The organism is Arthrobacter zhaoxinii, from assembly GCF_024385505.1.
GTDB classification, from domain to species: Bacteria; Actinomycetota; Actinomycetes; order Actinomycetales; family Micrococcaceae; genus Arthrobacter_B; species Arthrobacter_B zhaoxinii.
Genome location: NZ_JANFLT010000002.1, coordinates 606292 through 622791, shown reverse-complemented (window position 1 = coordinate 622791; position 16500 = coordinate 606292). Strand labels below are relative to the sequence as shown.

Below are 16500 nucleotides of genomic sequence, written 5' to 3'. Positions count from 1 at the left end.
CCCCGGCCTGCATCTGGCCCTGCACCTCATGGCCTATTATGAATAAGCATGCTTAGTATTCTTCCGGACGACGAAGTTCCGGCACCGACCTGAAAGCGAAAAATGTCGATTGAAGCAAGCCCCGAGGACCAATACCTCTGGGCCCGCGGGATCCTCGAGTCCGACGACGCCGACTACATGCACTGCGGCGAACCCATGCAGCCCCGGGACAGCCGGCAGCGCTCCATCTTCGAACCGATCACTGTGGAATCCATGCCGCAGGAACCTGTGGATGTACAGCTCGAAACCACCGTGCTGCGGTGTGCCTGCGGCTTCCAGTTGGAGATCCCGGCCTGAGCTCGGAGCCGTCACCGTAACGTATGTAACGCCGCTAGAATGAGTCCTGCAAGCTCGCGGAGCGCTGAATCAGCGTGAGACGGCAAGGTCCGCGGCCACCCATCTCGTTCACAGGAGTTGCCGGATGCCCCGGATCGTTGTTGATGTCATGCCCAAGCCCGAGATCCTCGATCCGCAGGGCAAAGCCATTGCCGGGGCGCTCCCCCGCCTGGGACTGACGGGTTTCACCGGAGTCCGCCAGGGCAAACGCTTTGAGCTCACCGTCGACGGGGAGGTTACCCCCGAAGTCCTGGAGCAGGCCCGCACCGCTGCCGCGACCGTGCTGTCCAATCCCGTGATCGAAGACGTTACCCGCGTCGAAGTTATCCCGGAGGCCTGATTTTGAGTACACCCCTGATCGGCGACTTTTCCGTCGCCCCGGAAAACGACGCGCTCCGCGCGGTCCGGGTAGGCGTCATCACCTTCCCCGGCACCCTCGATGACCGCGACGCCGCCCGTGCCGTAACCATCGCCGGCGGCACCGCCGTCGGGCTCTGGCATGCCGAAGCGAACCTGCAGTCCGTGGACGCCGTGATCATTCCCGGCGGGTTCTCCTACGGGGACTACCTGCGCGCCGGCGCCATTGCCCGCTTCGCCCCGCTCATGGAAAAGGTAGTGGACGCCGCAGCCGGCGGCATGCCCGTGCTGGGCATCTGCAACGGCTTCCAGATCCTCACCGAGGCGCACCTTCTGCCCGGATCCATGATCAAGAACAACCACCTGAAATTCTCCTGCGCGGACCAGCTGCTGCGCGTGGAAAACAACACCACGGCCTGGACCAACGCCTACGAGGCCGGAGCCGGCATGGTTGTTCCGCTGAAAAACCAGGACGGCCAGTACGTCGCGGATGAAAAAACGCTCGACGAGCTCGAAGGCGAAGGCCGGGTGGTCTTCCGGTACGACGGCGCAAACCCCAACGGATCCCGCCGTGGCATCGCCGGCATTTCCAATGCCGCCGGAAACGTCGTCGGGCTGATGCCCCACCCCGAACACGCCGTCGAACCCGGCTTCGGTCCGGATTCCTCCGCCTACGGGGAGGTCGGGCTGGGATACGGCACCGACGGGCTCCGCATCTTCAGCTCAGTCCTCAACTCGCTCGTTGCCGGAGGCAAGTCATGACCGTTTCCACTGACGCTGCACAGAAGAAGTTCCGCATCGACACTGTGGAGCATGCCGCCGCCACCCCGGACACTGAGCTGCCCTGGGCCGAGCTCGGGCTGAAGGAAGACGAATTCCAACGCGTCGTGGAGATCCTGGGCCGCCGCCCCACCGCGGCCGAGCTGGCGATGTACTCGGTCATGTGGTCCGAACACTGCTCCTACAAGTCCTCCAAGGTGCATCTGAAGCAGTTCGGTGACAAGGTCACCGACAAAATGAAGGAACACCTGCTGGTGGGCATCGGTGAGAACGCCGGCGTCGTGGATATCGGCGAGGGCTGGGCCGTGACCTTCAAGGTCGAATCCCACAACCACCCCTCCTTCGTGGAGCCCTACCAGGGCGCCGCTACGGGAGTCGGCGGCATTGTCCGTGACATCATCTCCATGGGCGCCCGACCGGTGGCAGTGATGGACCCGCTGCGCTTCGGCGCCATCGACCACCCGGACACCGCCCGGCTGGTGCACGGCATCGTCTCCGGCATCGGCGGCTACGGCAACTCCCTCGGACTGCCGAACATCGGCGGGGAACTGGTCTTCGACTCCGTGTATCAGGGCAACCCGCTGGTCAACGCGCTGGCCGTGGGCGTAATGCGCCACGAGGACATCCGGCTGGCCAACGCCTCCGGAGCCGGCAACAAGGTGGTGCTGTTCGGCGCCCGCACCGGCGGCGACGGCATCGGCGGCGCCTCCGTGCTGGCCTCCGAATCCTTCGACGACAGCAAACCGTCCAAGCGCCCTGCTGTCCAGGTGGGTGATCCGTTCGCGGAGAAGGTGCTCATTGAGTGCTGCCTGGAACTGTTCAAGTCCTCCGTGGTGGAGGGCATCCAGGACCTGGGCGCCGCCGGCATTTCCTGCGCGACGTCGGAACTCGCCTCCAACGGCGACGGCGGCATGCACGTGGAACTGACCAATGTGCTGCTGCGCGATCCCACCCTGACCCCCGGCGAGATCCTGATGTCCGAGTCCCAGGAACGCATGATGGCAGTGGTCACGCCGGAGAACGTGGAAGCGTTCGAGGCGATCATGGACAAGTGGAACGTGGAGTACTCCTGGCTCGGCGAGGTCACCGGCACCGGCCGGCTGATCATCGACTGGGCCGGCGAAACCATTGTGGACGTGGATCCGCGCACCGTGGCCCACGAGGGCCCGGTGTACCAGCGCCCCATGACCCGCCCGGCCGCGCAGGACAGCATCTCCGCCGACTCCTTCAGCGCGGAACGGCCCTTCGGCAGCGCCGCGGTCAAGGACGCCATCCTGGAACTGATGGCCTCGCCGAACATGTGCGACAAGTCCTGGGTCACCAACCAGTTCGACCGCTATGTACAGGGCAACACCGCCCTGGCCATGCCGGACGACGCCGGTGTGGTCCGGGTGGATGAAACCACCGGACTGGGCGTGGCCATCTCCACCGATGCCAACGGCCGGTACTCCTACCTCAACCCGTACGAGGGCGCGAAACTGGCCCTGGCCGAGTCCTACCGCAACGTCTCCACCGCCGGAGCGAAGCCGCTGGCAGTCACCGACTGCCTGAACTTCGGCTCCCCCGAGGACCCCGAGGTCATGTGGCAGTTCGCCGAGTCCGTCCGCGGGCTGGCCGACGGCTGCCGCGAACTCGGTGTGCCCGTCACCGGCGGCAACGTCTCGCTCTACAACCAGACCGGCGGCGTCGCCATCCATCCCACCCCCGTGGTGGGTGTGCTGGGCGTGTTCGACGACGTCGCCCGCCGCACGCCGTCGGGCTGGCGGCAGGACGGGCAGGCCATTTACCTGATGGGCACCACGCAGGACGAGCTGGACGGCTCAGAATATGCGAACCTGCGCGGACACCTGGGCGGGCAGCCGCCGAAGGTGGACCTGCAGGCCGAGAAGCTGCTCGGCGAACTGCTGGTCAATGCCTCCCGCGACGGCATGATCGACGCCGCGCACGACCTCTCCGAGGGCGGCCTCGCCGCCGCACTGTCCGAGATGGCCCTGCGCTTCGGGGTCGGTGCGCGGATCGGCCTCGGCGAGGTGTGTGAACGCGACGGTGTGGACCTGTTCACCCTGCTGTTCTCCGAGTCCCAGGCCCGCGCCGTCGTCGCGGTCGCCCGCAGCGAGGAAGTCCGGTTCAAGGACATGTGCTCGGCGCGCGGTTTCGCCCATGCCCGGATCGGCGTGGTGGACACCGAGATCGGCGCCCTGGACTTCCAGAGCAACTTCGTCCTGCCGCTGGATGAGCTGAAGGCGGCCCACGAAGGGACCCTGCCGAAGCACTTCGGCTAGCAATACCTGTCTGCACGGGCCCGGCATCGCCTGCCGGGTCCGTGCGGCTTTTCGCCGGCGAAGACGACGGGAACCGGTAGTGCCTGCGCGTCCGGAGCGCGGAATGAAGCGAAACCCGAAAGTACGTGCAAAATTAGCTCGTGAGCATAATCCCCGAGAGCCTGGCAGCGGACGCAGGCATCCCCACCCAGCGCCTGTCCCTGGAGCTGATGACGGTCGCCGAGGTGGACGCCCTCATCATCAAGACGCGGGGACCGGACTGGAGCGAGGATTTCCCCCAGCCGGCGGATCACGACGCCGCCCGGCGGGCTTTTGAAGCGGGCCTCCTGACCCCGGCGGCGGCCGCCTTCGGCATGCGGCTGATCCGTGAGAGCTCCACCTCCCTGGTGGTGGGGACCATTGGTTTTGACGGGGTCCCGCTGGAGAACGCCGTGGAGGTCACCTATAACGTTGTCCCGTCCCGCCGGGGGCAGGGCTACGCCACCGAGGCGCTCATTGCCCTGACACGCTTCATCCTGGACCAGCCCGGGGTGGACGAGGTCACGGCGTACACCGAACCCGCCAACGAGGCGTCCCAGTCCGTGCTGCTCACTGCAGGATTCCTGCCGGTGGAGGAAAGCACAATCGTGCTGCGGTTCAGCCTGCGGCGGGATCAGCTTCCGGAGGCCAGCCGGTAGGCTGCCGCGAAGTACCGGTTGGTGTAGAACTGCTGGACGCGCACGTTGACCGGGTTCACAGCAGCGACCACCCGGTTGGCCGGGCGGCTGTACGCGGCGATCCGGAAGTAGAGCCGGCCGTCCTCGTCCAGTTCGGCATAAAAGCCTTCTTCGCCGCGCTCCGGGTGTCCGGGGAGGGTGCCGTAGCCAAAACCGCTGCGCTGCCCGCGGACCGCAGCGCCGTCGTCGTCCAGCACTGCGTCCGAGACCCAGATGACCCGGCACGGCGCGTAGTAGCGCACCCGCCAAAACCCGACGCCGGACGCCATGTCGGCACCGGGGGCGGCGCGCGGAGTGCCGGGGGCCACGGACAGCCCCGCCCGGCGGTGCAGGTCCCAGTTCAGCAGCCCGTTGGTCAGGCGGAGGAACCCGGCCCGGGTATCGTCCACCTTGAGTTCTTCCTTGCGCAGCACCAGCCGGTAGCCGTCCGGCCAACGGTCTGTCATCGGCGCCGGATAGGGCCGCTCGGTCTTCCCCTGCTCCGCATAGGTAAAGTCAGCGCGCCCCCTCATCCGCCCGCCAGGCCCTTCCACTCGAGTGATTCCCGGTCCTTGCGCGGCAGCGAGGCCACCACTAGGTCATAGGAGTCCTCCACCAGGTCCCGGATCATGCCGTGCGGCAGGCCGGAGGCAACTTCCACCTGGTTCCAGTGCGTTTTGTTCATGTGCCAGGCGCCGGTGATCTCCGGATGCGCGGCGCGCAGCTGGAGCGCCAGCTCCGGTTCGCACTTCAGGCTGGTCATCAGGGGCTCGCCTTCAAGCGCCGCCAGCGCGAACATTTTCGCTTTGCCGCCGGCGGCCCGCACCTTGAAGACCGAGGACTCCGGTCCAAAGGGGAAATCTTCAAACGCTCCGGGCAGGGACAGGCACAATCGCTTAAGCTCACCCGCATCCATGGGGAAAGCCTAACGCTGCCGTCCGTGCGGTGGCACTGACGCAGCCCATGGGTGGCAGGATGGGAGGAACAGGTAGGAAAGCTGCGGGCATGCCGGCAGCGGAGCGAAGGACAAAACGGTTTGAAGCAGAACAACCGCAGTACCGGCCCCGTCAGCCAGGCCGCCGAGCGCGCCGCCGATTCCACGGCCTTTGAGCGGTTCGCCCGGGTGGGCTACATGGCGAGCGGGATCGTGCACATTGTCATCGGCGCGATCGCCCTGCAGATCAACGCCGGAGGATCCGGCAACGCGGACACCAGCGGAGCCGTAGCCGCTGTGGCCAAACAGCCCGCCGGGTACGTACTCCTCTGGTTCTGCTTCCTCGGCTGTTACGCCCTGGCGCTGTTCCAACTCAGCCGCATCTTCCTTGCCGGACAGCGGCTGAAGGACAAGGAGCTCTGGAAGGACCGGGCCAGCAATGCCGGACAGGTGCTCGTTTACGGGGGTATCGGAACCATTTTCGCTTCGTTCGCCCTGGGCCGCGGCAGCAACGACGGCAGCTCTTCCTCGGTCAGCTGGACCGCCCGCCTGCTGGCGGTACCGGCGGGCCAATGGATTCTGGGCCTCGCCGGGCTGGTTGTGGTGGGGATCGGCGGCTACTTCATCTTCAAGGGAGCCACCCGCCGCTTCCGCCGGAACCTCACCGGCGTCCCCGGCGGGCTATGGTCAAAGGCCGTGGACATCACCGGCGTGGCCGGCTTTATTGCCAAGGGAGTGTCGCTTGTCATCCTGGGGGTGCTGCTCACAGTGGCCGCGGTGCAGGCGGACCCGGAGGAGTCCACCGGCCTCGACGGCGCGCTGCACACTCTGCGCGACCAGCCCTACGGCGTGGTGGCGCTGGCCGCGGTGGGAGTGGGTCTGATGCTCTACGGGCTCTACATAGGGATTATCCGCGCCCGGTTCGCCAAGCTTTAGAGACCGAAGCGCGGAGCTTCGATCACCGGGCAGGCGTCCATCACGACGTCGAGCCCTGCCGCCGCGGCGCGGGCAGCGGCGGCTTCGTCCACCACGCCGAGCTGCAGCCAAACGGCCTTGGCCCCCGCATCGATGGCCTGGTCCACAATGTCACCCACGCGGGCGGAGTTCACGAAGCAGTCCACCACATCGATGCTTCCCGGAATGTCACCCAGCTTCCGGTAACCCTTGTTGCCGTGGACGTCGTCGCCCTTCAGGCTTACCGGGATGATCTCCATGCCCAGATGGTCCTGGACAAAGCGTGAGACGCCGACGGCGGGGCGCAGCGGGTTGTTCGACAGGCCCACTACCGCCCACCGTGCCGCTTTGTTCCGGAGCAGCCGTTCGATTACTGCAGGGTCATTGACGTGTACCACAGTTTTTCCTTTGCCTGAGCCGGTGATTGGAATCCAGCTTACGCGCCCGTCCCGGCACGCCGGCAGGACTGCTGCCGACGGCACCCGGAACGGGTGCCTAGGCCAGGAAAGACTCGATGGCATCCGTCAGCGCCGCATCCGGAATGCCGCGGGTATCCGATTCCACCAGCAGGAACTCACCGGTTTCCAGGGCGTCGGCGGTCTGCCGCGCCAGGTCTTGAGTGTCGTCACCGCTGCTGCTCCCCGCCATGACCAGCACCGGAATGCGAACCCCGGCCAAGCCCTCGATCTCGCTCTGCAGGACCATCAGTTCGTCCTCGCCGTCGGCGAGGGAAAGGGTGGGTTCCAGGGCCACCACCCGGCTGACCACCGTGGATTCCTCCGCTGCCCTCAGCGCCAGGAACGCCCCTTCGTCGAAGCCGTAAAGGTCCGTCGATCCGCCGACGACCTGAAGGACCGCCAGCAGGTCATCCACATCGGATTCCGCCGTATATTCCTCGCCCATCCCGCTTTCACCGATCCCTCTCCGGTCATAGGTGTAGACGGTGTGGTTCTGCGCCAGGGCGTCCGCGAGCACCACCGTCGCAGGGCTGCTGCGGTGCGCCAGCAGCGGGCCCACGATTGCCAGCGGCGGGCCGCTGCCCTGCCGGGACCACGCGATGGGTGTTCCATCGGCGGATATCGCCTTCCCTGATGCGGACATGGCGGCCATAGCAACCCCTCAAATCGGTGTGATCGATGAAACCGGCCGGACCCGACATCACAAGGCCCTTAAGGCAGGTTAGAAGTGCCCCGCCGCGGGGGTCAACGGACATCCCCGAATGCAGAGGCTCCGGAGCTAACCGGACGGCGAACGGTCCGGCGTCGAAATATTACGTGAAGGCCTTGTTGGAGCTGCTCTTCCGGGGTTTAGTAGTGCCTGACCATCCCGAGCGGCTGAGAGACCTGGATCGATGAAGCCGCAGCAACCCTGGTTGCCGCATTTCCTCCTTGAGGTGCGGCAATAACGAGGCTGGTGTCGCAGGAAGCCGTTACCCCGGCTCAGGACACCTTCCGTAGGGTGCTACTGCCAGGATCGATGGAGAGTTTTCTATGACTGCAGTCCTGCCTTCTTCCACGTCCTCACCCGGTTCCGGCACGGCACGCCCGGGTGCTGCCCTGCCTGTTCAATTCGCCGGGCTCGGCCGGAGTTTCGGTTCCGGTCCGGACGAACACGTAGTCCTTCGGGACATCACCTTCGACATCCGTCCAGGCGAGGTGCTGGCCATCCTGGGTGCGAGCGGCTGCGGCAAATCCACCTTGCTGCGGGCCGCTGCCGGATTGGACCTTCCCACCGCCGGAAACATCCTGATTGACGGCAAACCGGTGTCCGGCATCGATGACCGCTGTGCCGTTGCCTTCCAGGAACCCCGGCTGCTGCCGTGGCAGACCCTGCAGGCCAACATAGCCATCGGGTTGCCGAAGTCCGCGAGCGCCAGCCGGGGAAAGGCCAAGGTTGCCGAGCTCCTGGATCTGGTGGGGCTCGCAGCCTTTGCCAAGCACCGGCCGCGGGCCGTGTCCGGAGGCATGGCCCAGCGGACCTCCCTTGCCCGGGCACTCGCGCGGGAACCGGGTGTCCTGCTGCTGGATGAACCCTTCGGCGCCCTGGATGCGCTGACGCGGCTCAAGATGCAGGACCTATTGCTTTCCCTGCACCGGGCGGCGCCCGCCACCGTTCTGCTGGTCACCCATGACGTGGATGAGGCCCTGCAGCTGGCGGACCGCATCATTGTCCTCGGCGGGGAGGACGGCACCCCCGGTGCCACCATCACCGAGGTCGTCACCGTTCCAGGCCGCCGCCCGCGGGACCGCGCCTCGGCGGAGCTGGCCCGAATGCGCGGCGACCTCCTCGCCCTGCTCGGCGTCGAGCGCCACTAGCTCCTCCCCTTACCTCCCGGCACTGCGCTCCCCTCAGCAGCGCCGTGCTGCCTCCGACTTACCGCCATCAGCCTGCGCCCTTACGCGCCCTGTTTCCCTAAGGACACCTCATGAACAGCCGTTCGTTCCAGCCTCATTCCCAGCCCCGCAAGCCCCGCAGCACTTTTGCCGCCGTCGCCGCTGTGGCCGGCCTAGCCCTCGCCGGCTGCGTTGCCGGGGAGGATCCCACCGAGGCCTCCGCGGTCCAGGAGGCCGACGGCGGAACCCTGACGCTCGACTTCGCCACCTATAACCCGTTGAGCCTCATCATCAAGGACCAGGGCTGGCTGGAGGAAGAGCTGGCCGCTGACGGCGTCACAGTGGAATGGGTCCAGTCCGCCGGCTCCAACAAGGCCAATGAAAACCTGCGGTCCGGCGCCATCGACGTCGGCTCCACCGCGGGTTCCGCCGCACTGCTCAACCGGGCCAACGGCTCACCGATCAAGGCCATCGATGTGTTCTCCCAGCCCGAATGGTCGGCCCTGGTGGTCGGCGCCGATTCCGGGATCGAATCGGTGGCAGATCTTGCGGGCAAGTCGGTGGCCGCAACCAAGGGCACGGATCCGTACTTCTTCCTGGTCCAGGCCCTGGATGAAGCCGGACTGAGCCTTTCCGATGTCACCGTGGAACAGCTGCAGCACGCGGACGGCCGGACCGCCCTCGAGAACGGTTCCGTGGATGCCTGGGCCGGGCTGGACCCGATCATGGCCGACGCCGAACAGTACGGTGCCCGGCTGGCCTACCGCAACCTGGACTTCAACACCTACGGCCTCCTGGCCGCCAACGAATCCTTCCTGTCAGAAGATCCCGAGCAGGCGCAGGCAGTAGTCAATGCGTACGAAAAGGCCCGCGCCTGGGCTGCAGCCAATCCGGACGACACCGCCCAGATCCTCGCCGACGTCGCCGGACTGGACCCCGCCGTCGCCAAGACAGTGATCGCGGAGCGCAGCAACCTGGACGTGGACCCCGCCCCCGGCGAGGCGCAGCGCAGCGTCCTGGCGAAGATCGGTCCCACCCTGGTGGAGACCGGAGACGTGGCCAGCCAGGAGCAGATTGACGAGGCCCTCGACAGCCTGCTGGACGACTCCTACGTCAGGAATGCAGAGGACGCGGGAGCATGAGCACTCCCTCCCTCCATACTTCTGAGCAGGACGCCTCGGTTCTCGCACATCCTGCCCCGAAGGCCGGCTTCAGCGTGAACAACCGGTTTTTCCGGCTCGGCCTGGGTCTTCTGGTTCCCCTCACACTGCTTGGGGCCTGGCAGCTCGCCGCCGCCGCCGGGATCTTCAGCGCCATCCAGCTCCCGCCTCCCGGTGCGGTTTACGACGCCGCGGCGGACCTGGCGCAGCGCGGCCAACTGGGCACCCACATTGCCATCTCCACCCAGCGGGTACTGGCCGGTTTCGTCATCGGCTCCGCGCTGGGCCTGGTCCTGGGCGCCCTGCTGGGCCTGTCCCGGCTGGCCGATGCCTTGCTGGGACCGGCCATCGGAGCGCTGCGGGCGGTTCCGTCCCTGGCCTGGGTGCCGCTGCTGATCCTGTGGATGAAGATCGGTGAAGACTCCAAAATCACGCTGATCGCCATCGGTGCGTTCTTCCCCGTCTTCACCACGGTGGCCCTGGCCCTGCGGCATGTGGACCGCAATCTGGTGGAGGCTGCCCGGGCCTTCGGTCTGCGCGGGATGAAGCTGCTGACCACCGTGCAGCTGCCGGCCGTGGTGCCGGCCGTCTTCTCCGGGCTCCGGCTCGCCCTGGCCCAGTCCTGGCTGTTCCTGGTCGCGGCCGAACTGATCGCCTCCTCCATGGGACTGGGGTTCCTGTTGACGGATTCGCAGAACAATGGACGGACGGACCGGATGTTCCTGGCCATCATCACCCTGGCCGTCATCGGTAAGGCCACGGATGCCCTGCTGGGCATCGCGGAGAAACGGGCGGTGAGGAAATGGACCTGACGGCATCGCGTCCCGGGGCGACGGCTAATGCCGGCGCGTCAGCGTCACCCGGTCCAGCACCATGGAACCGCCCATGGCCCGGTGGACCTGCAGGAATTCAATGGGCGAGACCTCCAGGATCAAACTGTTCGTCCGGGACGGCAGCAGGTCCTCCCGCTGGCCGTCCATCAGGTCGAGGAATATCTGGGTGGCCTCCCGCCGGCCCATCGGCTCGGTGAACGTCACCCGGTGGGCAGCCGAAGCCATCTTGTAGCCCGTCTCGACAACAATCACGTATTCGTCCACTCCGGCCTCCTGGCTGCCCGCGGCGCACGCGTCCCTACCTGCTACCTAAGCCCACACCCGCACCAAACCACAACGGGAAGCTCCCCGATCCACCCGGCTTCACCCGAGGAAGGAGCCCGGGACGCCGACGGGGTCTACCGGCCGGGGCCGGACGGCCCGCGGCCGTGGGGGTGTGCGCCGTCGTTGCCCCGGCCGTTACCCCGCCCGGAGTCCTCGTGTGCGGATCCATGCCTATCGGGCATACCGGCACCGGCATGCCCGGAATTCTGCCCGCGGTCCCCGGAATGCCCGGGGTGCCCGCCGTCGTGCCGGTTCCGGCCCGGCTGCGGGTCCGGGACGGGTCCGTTACCGTCCCGGTCACCGGCTCCCGGCAGCGGACTGCCGCCCGGCTCCACCACCGGAGCAGGAACAACGACTATGTCCGGTTTGGGCTCCGGCTCGAGGGCGGGGCTGTCTTCTACCACCGCATTCGGCTCGGGCTCGGTGACCGCGGCAGGGGCCACCGGATCTGCGGCCACCTCGGGTTCGGCCGGTTCAGCGGGTTCGACCCGTTCCAGCGGAGGCACCTCCGCTGTGGGCACCTCCGGCGTAAAGCTGACTATGGGAGTCGGATCCGCCCGAACCAGGAAATCCGGGTTGGCCGCCACGCCGCCGGCGCCGACCGCCATCGCCCCGATCAGGGCTGTACCGAGGATGATGCCGCGGCCGCCCTTGCGCCGGGGGCGAAGGGGCATGGGGGCGCCTTCAAACAGGGCAGCCAGCTCCCCTTCGGGCTCCGGTACGGGGACACGGGACTCACTGCGCAAAGCCAACAGCGCCTCTACCAGCTCCGGGGTTTCCTCGACGCCTGCTTCCGCCAGGAGGCTGCGGACATAGAGTCGGTCCTGCGCATCAGGATGCTCGCTCATTGTCCGGTGCCTCCTTCCGTTCCAGTTGTTTTCTCAGTACCCCGAGGGCGCGGCGCTGGAGCTGCTTCACGGCTCCGGCGCTGCGTCCCATGATCTTCGCCGATTCGTCAACGGAAAGATCGGCCACCACGCGCAGCAGCAGGACTTCCTGCTGCTGGGGTGCCAGACCCGCCAGGAGGGCGGCAACTCCGGCACCGGCACCCAGCACGCTTTCCTCGGCGGATTCCGTGGCACGGCGGTCCAGCTCCGGATCGAACACGGCGGTCGCCGGCTCGCGCTCGCGCCGTCGGACGTCATCCACCATGCGGGCGTGTGCAACGGAGAAGGCGAAGGTGCGGGCACCTCTGAGTCCGCCCTTGAGCGTGTCCATTTTGGCGAACAGCGTCAGGAAGACTTCCTGCGTGAGTGCTTCAGGGTCGTCACACCCCTTGGAGCGGAGGTAACCGAGGATCCCCGGCGCGAAGTCGTCGTAGATCTCCCGCAGCGCCGCGGGCTTTCGGGCACGCGCATCACGGAGCGTCTGCTCAGTAAGCGGTGCAGGCACGGCGGATTCACTTTCCTAGGATGCGGGAGTGGTCCAAATGCTACCGTGTCCGCCGCCACAGTCATGCGCGCAACGGCCGCACCGATGCTCGTTGGGGGGATGAGCCTCGGCGCGGCCGTTACACACAGGTAATCGACGGCGGGTGCGGAAAGGTTACGCCGCCGCCAAGTTTTTCGGAGCCGGATTTTCCGACCCTAGTGCGCCTCCACGATCTGCGTGTTTTCCGCGAAGCGGCGGTTCTTGAGCACCGGAAGGAACTGGCGTACGTCGTCGATCCGCCGGCGGGTGACGTCCGCCGTCACCACGGCCTCGCGTTCATCCTCCAGTGCAGCCTGCGGCACCCCCATCGGGTCCAGGATGGCGGAGTGGCCCACGGTGTGCGAGCTGGACGTTCCCGCAGCCGCCACCCACACAGTGTTCTCGATGGCGCGGGCCTTGAGCAGGGTTTCCCAGTGGTCAATCTTGTGCTCACCCTTGAACCAGGCCGCCGGGACCGCCAGTAGGTCGGCGTCGAGATCGGCGAGCGCCCGGGCCAGTTCCGGGAAGCGCAGGTCATAGCAGGTCATGACCCCTACCCGGAGGTCGCCCACCTGCAGAACCTTCACGCCGCCGTCGCCCGGTTTGATCCGGGTGGATTCCGCATAGCTGAAGGCGTCATACAGGTGCAGTTTGCGGTAGGTGTCCACGATCCGTCCGGTGGCGTCTATCAGGACCAGGGTGTTGAAGGGCCGGTCCTCACCGCTGGACTCGTAGCCGCCGGCAATGACCGCGATCTCCAGTTCGGCGGCCAGCAGGGACAGCTGGGAGACAAAAGTGGTCCAGGAGGCATCGACGGCGGCGGCCAGGGATCCTTCCACCTTGCCGATGCTGAACATGGACTCTTCGGGGAAGATGATCAGCTCGGACCCCTCGGCCCTGGCCTTGCCGGCGAGGGACCGCATGGTGGCGAGATTCTGCCGGACCTCACCGGACGGGCTGAACTGACCTACGCTGACTAACACTTTCGACCACCTTCGACCGGACCGGAATTTCTTCCAGCCTAGAGCAGGCAGGCGTTGTTCTGCAGGATTCGTTTTTCGCAGGATCCTCCGTGAAAGCGGTAGATCGGTGAACGAGCCAGTGCCGCAGCAGCGCCGACCCTGGCGGCGCTATCCGTGGGCGGTCCAGAACTCCAGAATGGTCCGGGTGACCTCATCCGGAGCCACGAGCAGCGGCGCGACGTGTCCACCACCTTCCACAGGAACGAATTGACCGGCAGGCATTGAACGGGCCGCCCGTTCCGCCTCACCGACGTCGTTCATGGGATCATCCCGGCCGGCCATCATAAGTGTTGGCACCTGCAGCCGCGGCAGGACCGGGCGGAGGTCCGGACGGCGGAGCATCAACGAGCGCATGGCCCAGTATTTTCCCCGCCGGTCGCCGCGTTGGAAGGCGGCGGCAACAACGGAGGCAGCCGAAGGTGCGCTCTTGGCGGCTCCTTGCCCTACCAGCGCGTCCACCACAACTTTGCTGAGTGGCCGCGGGCCCAGAATACGGTACAGCGGGACCAGGAGTGCGGTCTTTCGGCGATCCGCCCCGGACAACGGATAGGCCGGCGTTCCGATGGTCACCAAGGTCCTGATGCGGGCCGGAGAGCTATCCGCCAGGAGTATGCCCACGTGTCCGCCCCACGCGTTACCCACCCAATCGACCGGGGCGGCAACCTGAAGGGCATCCATCACCTGCACCGCTGCCGCCGCGCAGTCCTGCAATGAATAGAGCCGCCGGGGGCCTGGACTGTCTCCGTGCCCTGGACCGTCCACCAGGAAGAGCTCACGCCCGCGTCCGAGCTCCTGCGTGACGGAGGCAAAAGTCTCCGAATCAACGAACATGCTGTGCCAAAGGAACGTCGGTGGACCCGCGCCGATCCGGCGGATTCTGAGGGGTCCGACGGCTGTGGGGACCACCGTCGACGTTGTTTTCGTATCCACGCCCGCCTCCTAAGAACGGATGCTTGGAATGCTTCGGATTCCGAAGCTATGGCATAGACTCTCCACCATGTCACTGCCGCCGTCAAGAGATTCCGCTACCGAAAATTCCGATCGGAGGCGGCTCCCCGTCGGTCAGCTCCTGGTCCGGCTCCTGGCCGAATTCCGGCGTGAACTGCTGGAAGAGGCAGACCTGCGCGGATACGGGGATCTCCGCCCCGCCCACCTGCAGATCACCGGCAATATCGGCACGAAGGGCATCCGTCTGACGGCCCTCGCCGCAAGGGCACAGCTCAGCCTCGCCGCCACATCGGAACTGGTGAATGAGCTGCAGACTCTGGGATACCTGATGCGCGTTCCCGACCCCGCTGACGCCCGGGCAAAACTGATCCTGCCAACCCCGCGGGGTCTGCAGATGCTCCGGGACGCCTCGGAGAAGGTTCGTGAACTGGAACAACTGTGGGGAACATACGCGGGAGAGCAACACTTCGAAGCAGCAATGTGGACCCTCCAGAACATTCTGGAGGCAACTCGGCGGCCCACCGGCAACGGATAGACCGAGGCGGAGGCGGCAAGTTCCATCCCTCGCGCTCCCTTAGACTTGGGCCGCATGGATGAAATCACTGCCCCCGTTGACCTTGGCTCTGTCGCCGGCGTGCTGAATCCGGCTGCCGTCGGATTTGCCCGCAGCGCACTGCACCGTCCCGTGGTTCCCTCGGGCGCCAAGGGCGGCTGGCGGACCAAGCGCTGGGAGTACTGGGGCATCCTCACCCCCGAGCTTGCCGTCGGCCTGACCATTGCCCATCTGGACTACGCCTCCACCCTGCAGCTGTACGTGTTCGAACGCAGCACCGGGAAGGAGACCAGCCTGGAGCCGCTGAAGATCCTGCCCTCCTACGCGGATGTCTCCCTGCCGGATGCGCTGCCGCCGTTGACGGCGTTCGGCGCCTTCGGCGGGGCGAGCCTGCGCTTCCACGACGCCGACGGCGGCACCCGCCTGCAGGCGTCATCTTCCCGGATCTCGGCGGACCTGTTCGCTGAAGCGGACGGAGATGTCCTCGGGGTGGTGGTGCCGTGGTCAGCTAGCCGTTACCAGTACACGCTCAAGGATGTGGCCCGCCGGGTGTCGGGCACGGTGACCGTGGACGGGCGCGAGTATGCGGTGGGCGGGCAGGAATCCTTCGCGGTGCTGGACCGTGGCCGCGGCCGCTGGCCGTATTCGCAGCGCTGGAATTGGGGCGTCGGCTCGGGCACGGTGGACGGCACCCGGCTCGGGCTGCAGATCGGCGGCAAGTGGACCGCCGGAACACCGGCCACGGAAAACGCCTTGATCGTGGACGGCCAGCTGCACCATTACGACGGCGAACTGGAGTTCGAGTACGACCTCGCCGATCCGGCGTCGACCTGGCGCGTGCATGGACCCTGGATCGATGCCGTGCTCACCCCGTTCCACCGGCGGGTGGCGGCGACGAACGCCGTCGTGATCAGCGCCCGGACCTGGCAGGCGTTCGGCACCTGGACCGGAACGGCGCGCACCCCGGACGGCACCGGGTACTCCCTGGACGGTCTGGGCGGCTGGATCGAGGAGGCCCGGAACCGCTGGTGAGCCGGGCGCCGACGGCACCGGTTCCGGGAGCGGAACCCGCCCGTTGACCGGCGTCCCGGCCCCTGTTAGCTTCGGGAATCATTTCCCCCGCCGGACAGGAGAGTTCCATGACCCTTGTCATCTCATCCATTGCCCTCGATGCGGCAGATCCGCCGCGGCTGGCGGAATTCTGGACCCAGGCGCTGGGCTACCGGATTGCGGAAACCAACGACGCCGACGTCATTTCGCTGGTTCGGGCTGACGGCAGGGCAGGTCCGGACATCGACATCATCCCCGTACCCGAGAGTAAGACCCTCAAGAACCGGCTGCACCTGGACCTGCGGGCAGCGCACGGCAGTACTCAGCATCAGGAAGTGGAACGGCTGCTCGCGCTGGGCGCGGTCCGGGCCGACGTCGGGCAGGGCACCGAGGTGGACTGGGTGGTGCTGGCCGATCCGGAGGGCAACGAGTTCTGCGTGCTGAGCCGCTCCGAAGCGGCCCCGGATAGGCAGGCCGTCCGGTAAACGCG

The 16500-nt window shown here is 66.7% G+C and carries 21 protein-coding genes; 12 read left to right on the top strand and 9 right to left on the bottom strand.

Annotated features, from left to right (window positions below):
• Positions 1-102 precede the first annotated feature (102 nt).
• The 5 genes from NNX37_RS06580 (at position 103) to NNX37_RS06560 (ending at position 4471) form a co-directional block, all read left to right on the top strand.
• Positions 103-336 carry a hypothetical protein gene (locus NNX37_RS06580; RefSeq protein ID WP_255791491.1) on the top strand — a complete coding sequence of 78 codons (234 nt, stop codon included), beginning with the start codon at positions 103-105 and terminating at the stop codon, positions 334-336.
• Positions 337-460: 124 nt separating this feature from the next.
• A complete protein-coding gene (gene purS, locus NNX37_RS06575) occupies positions 461-715 on the top strand; it encodes a phosphoribosylformylglycinamidine synthase subunit PurS (protein ID WP_255791490.1) in 255 nt (84 codons plus the stop codon).
• Positions 715-1494, top strand: a complete 780-nt coding sequence (purQ, locus tag NNX37_RS06570) for a phosphoribosylformylglycinamidine synthase subunit PurQ (RefSeq protein ID WP_407079930.1) — start codon at positions 715-717, stop codon at positions 1492-1494. Before purS ends, purQ begins: the two co-directional genes overlap by 1 nt.
• The gene (purL, locus tag NNX37_RS06565) at positions 1491-3794 is read left to right on the top strand and encodes a phosphoribosylformylglycinamidine synthase subunit PurL (RefSeq protein ID WP_255791489.1); all 2304 of its coding nucleotides are present in this window, start codon (positions 1491-1493) and stop codon (positions 3792-3794) included. Before purQ ends, purL begins: the two co-directional genes overlap by 4 nt.
• Before the next feature lie 140 nt (positions 3795-3934).
• Positions 3935-4471: a GNAT family N-acetyltransferase gene (locus NNX37_RS06560; RefSeq protein ID WP_255791488.1), complete on the top strand. Its 537-nt coding sequence runs from the start codon at positions 3935-3937 to the stop codon at positions 4469-4471.
• Here NNX37_RS06560 and NNX37_RS06555 read toward each other — a convergent pair.
• Both NNX37_RS06555 and NNX37_RS06550 read right to left on the bottom strand, forming a co-directional pair.
• The gene (locus NNX37_RS06555; protein WP_255791487.1) at positions 4447-5022 is read right to left on the bottom strand and encodes a DUF1990 family protein; all 576 of its coding nucleotides are present in this window, start codon (positions 5020-5022) and stop codon (positions 4447-4449) included. The two genes, NNX37_RS06560 and NNX37_RS06555, sit on opposite strands and share 25 nt — an antisense overlap.
• Positions 5019-5405, bottom strand: coding sequence for an MmcQ/YjbR family DNA-binding protein (locus NNX37_RS06550; RefSeq protein ID WP_255791486.1), 387 nt, complete (start codon positions 5403-5405; stop codon positions 5019-5021). Before NNX37_RS06550 ends, NNX37_RS06555 begins: the two co-directional genes overlap by 4 nt.
• A 120-nt stretch (positions 5406-5525) precedes the next feature.
• Between NNX37_RS06550 and NNX37_RS06545 the strand changes: the two genes are divergently transcribed.
• On the top strand, positions 5526-6359 hold the full coding sequence (locus tag NNX37_RS06545; protein WP_255791485.1) for a DUF1206 domain-containing protein: 834 nt from the start codon (positions 5526-5528) through the stop codon (positions 6357-6359).
• Here the strand turns inward: NNX37_RS06545 and NNX37_RS06540 are convergent.
• Complete coding sequence (locus NNX37_RS06540) at positions 6356-6775, bottom strand: CoA-binding protein (protein ID WP_255791484.1); 420 nt, start codon at positions 6773-6775, stop codon at positions 6356-6358. The genes NNX37_RS06545 and NNX37_RS06540 overlap by 4 nt on opposite strands.
• 97 nt (positions 6776-6872) lie before the next feature.
• Positions 6873-7478 (bottom strand): alpha/beta fold hydrolase, encoded by a 606-nt coding sequence (locus NNX37_RS06535; RefSeq protein ID WP_255791483.1) that lies wholly within the window; start codon positions 7476-7478, stop codon positions 6873-6875.
• Positions 7479-7867: 389 nt separating this feature from the next.
• On the opposite strand from NNX37_RS06535, the gene NNX37_RS06530 reads away from it, so the two are divergent.
• The 3 genes from NNX37_RS06530 to NNX37_RS06520 all read left to right on the top strand — a co-directional run bounded on the left by NNX37_RS06530 (position 7868) and on the right by NNX37_RS06520 (position 10682).
• A complete protein-coding gene (locus tag NNX37_RS06530; protein WP_255791482.1) occupies positions 7868-8692 on the top strand; it encodes an ABC transporter ATP-binding protein in 825 nt (274 codons plus the stop codon).
• Between the two features lie 110 nt (positions 8693-8802).
• Positions 8803-9852: an aliphatic sulfonate ABC transporter substrate-binding protein gene (locus NNX37_RS06525; protein WP_255791481.1), complete on the top strand. Its 1050-nt coding sequence runs from the start codon at positions 8803-8805 to the stop codon at positions 9850-9852.
• The gene (locus tag NNX37_RS06520) at positions 9849-10682 is read left to right on the top strand and encodes an ABC transporter permease (protein WP_255791480.1); all 834 of its coding nucleotides are present in this window, start codon (positions 9849-9851) and stop codon (positions 10680-10682) included. Before NNX37_RS06525 ends, NNX37_RS06520 begins: the two co-directional genes overlap by 4 nt.
• A 24-nt stretch (positions 10683-10706) precedes the next feature.
• On the opposite strand, the gene NNX37_RS06515 is transcribed toward NNX37_RS06520, so the two are convergent.
• The 5 genes from NNX37_RS06515 to NNX37_RS06495 all read right to left on the bottom strand — a co-directional run bounded on the left by NNX37_RS06515 (position 10707) and on the right by NNX37_RS06495 (position 14389).
• Positions 10707-10967: a hypothetical protein gene (locus NNX37_RS06515; protein ID WP_255791479.1), complete on the bottom strand. Its 261-nt coding sequence runs from the start codon at positions 10965-10967 to the stop codon at positions 10707-10709.
• Positions 10968-11101: 134 nt separating this feature from the next.
• On the bottom strand, positions 11102-11875 hold the full coding sequence (locus tag NNX37_RS06510; protein WP_255791478.1) for a hypothetical protein: 774 nt from the start codon (positions 11873-11875) through the stop codon (positions 11102-11104).
• The gene (locus NNX37_RS06505) at positions 11859-12419 is read right to left on the bottom strand and encodes an RNA polymerase sigma factor (protein ID WP_255791477.1); all 561 of its coding nucleotides are present in this window, start codon (positions 12417-12419) and stop codon (positions 11859-11861) included. Before NNX37_RS06505 ends, NNX37_RS06510 begins: the two co-directional genes overlap by 17 nt.
• Before the next feature lie 194 nt (positions 12420-12613).
• The gene (locus NNX37_RS06500; protein ID WP_255791476.1) at positions 12614-13420 is read right to left on the bottom strand and encodes a carbon-nitrogen hydrolase family protein; all 807 of its coding nucleotides are present in this window, start codon (positions 13418-13420) and stop codon (positions 12614-12616) included.
• A gap of 147 nt (positions 13421-13567) precedes the next feature.
• Positions 13568-14389, bottom strand: coding sequence for an alpha/beta fold hydrolase (locus NNX37_RS06495; protein WP_255791475.1), 822 nt, complete (start codon positions 14387-14389; stop codon positions 13568-13570).
• A gap of 67 nt (positions 14390-14456) precedes the next feature.
• On the opposite strand from NNX37_RS06495, the gene NNX37_RS06490 reads away from it, so the two are divergent.
• The 3 genes from NNX37_RS06490 (at position 14457) to NNX37_RS06480 (ending at position 16495) form a co-directional block, all read left to right on the top strand.
• Positions 14457-14942, top strand: coding sequence for a MarR family winged helix-turn-helix transcriptional regulator (locus NNX37_RS06490; protein WP_255791474.1), 486 nt, complete (start codon positions 14457-14459; stop codon positions 14940-14942).
• A 54-nt stretch (positions 14943-14996) separates the two neighbouring features.
• A complete protein-coding gene (locus NNX37_RS06485; RefSeq protein WP_255791473.1) occupies positions 14997-15992 on the top strand; it encodes a DUF2804 domain-containing protein in 996 nt (331 codons plus the stop codon).
• Positions 15993-16099: 107 nt separating this feature from the next.
• Positions 16100-16495 carry a VOC family protein gene (locus NNX37_RS06480; RefSeq protein WP_255791472.1) on the top strand — a complete coding sequence of 132 codons (396 nt, stop codon included), beginning with the start codon at positions 16100-16102 and terminating at the stop codon, positions 16493-16495.
• Positions 16496-16500 lie beyond the last annotated feature (5 nt).

Excerpts from the sequence above, each read along its gene's own strand:
- NNX37_RS06580 (WP_255791491.1), top strand. The coding sequence starts at position 103 with ATGTCGATTGAAGCAAGCCCCGAGGACCAATACCTCTGGGCCCGCGGG.
- purS (WP_255791490.1), top strand. The coding sequence starts at position 461 with ATGCCCCGGATCGTTGTTGATGTCATGCCCAAGCCCGAGATCCTCGAT.
- purL (WP_255791489.1), top strand. The coding sequence starts at position 1,491 with ATGACCGTTTCCACTGACGCTGCACAGAAGAAGTTCCGCATCGACACT.
- NNX37_RS06555 (WP_255791487.1), bottom strand. The coding sequence starts at position 5,022 with ATGAGGGGGCGCGCTGACTTTACCTATGCGGAGCAGGGGAAGACCGAG.
- NNX37_RS06550 (WP_255791486.1), bottom strand. The coding sequence starts at position 5,405 with ATGGATGCGGGTGAGCTTAAGCGATTGTGCCTGTCCCTGCCCGGAGCG.
- NNX37_RS06535 (WP_255791483.1), bottom strand. The coding sequence starts at position 7,478 with ATGTCCGCATCAGGGAAGGCGATATCCGCCGATGGAACACCCATCGCG.
- NNX37_RS06530 (WP_255791482.1), top strand. The coding sequence starts at position 7,868 with ATGACTGCAGTCCTGCCTTCTTCCACGTCCTCACCCGGTTCCGGCACG.
- NNX37_RS06525 (WP_255791481.1), top strand. The coding sequence starts at position 8,803 with ATGAACAGCCGTTCGTTCCAGCCTCATTCCCAGCCCCGCAAGCCCCGC.
- NNX37_RS06520 (WP_255791480.1), top strand. The coding sequence starts at position 9,849 with ATGAGCACTCCCTCCCTCCATACTTCTGAGCAGGACGCCTCGGTTCTC.
- NNX37_RS06510 (WP_255791478.1), bottom strand. The coding sequence starts at position 11,875 with ATGAGCGAGCATCCTGATGCGCAGGACCGACTCTATGTCCGCAGCCTC.
- NNX37_RS06490 (WP_255791474.1), top strand. The coding sequence starts at position 14,457 with ATGTCACTGCCGCCGTCAAGAGATTCCGCTACCGAAAATTCCGATCGG.
- NNX37_RS06485 (WP_255791473.1), top strand. The coding sequence starts at position 14,997 with ATGGATGAAATCACTGCCCCCGTTGACCTTGGCTCTGTCGCCGGCGTG.
- NNX37_RS06480 (WP_255791472.1), top strand. The coding sequence starts at position 16,100 with ATGACCCTTGTCATCTCATCCATTGCCCTCGATGCGGCAGATCCGCCG.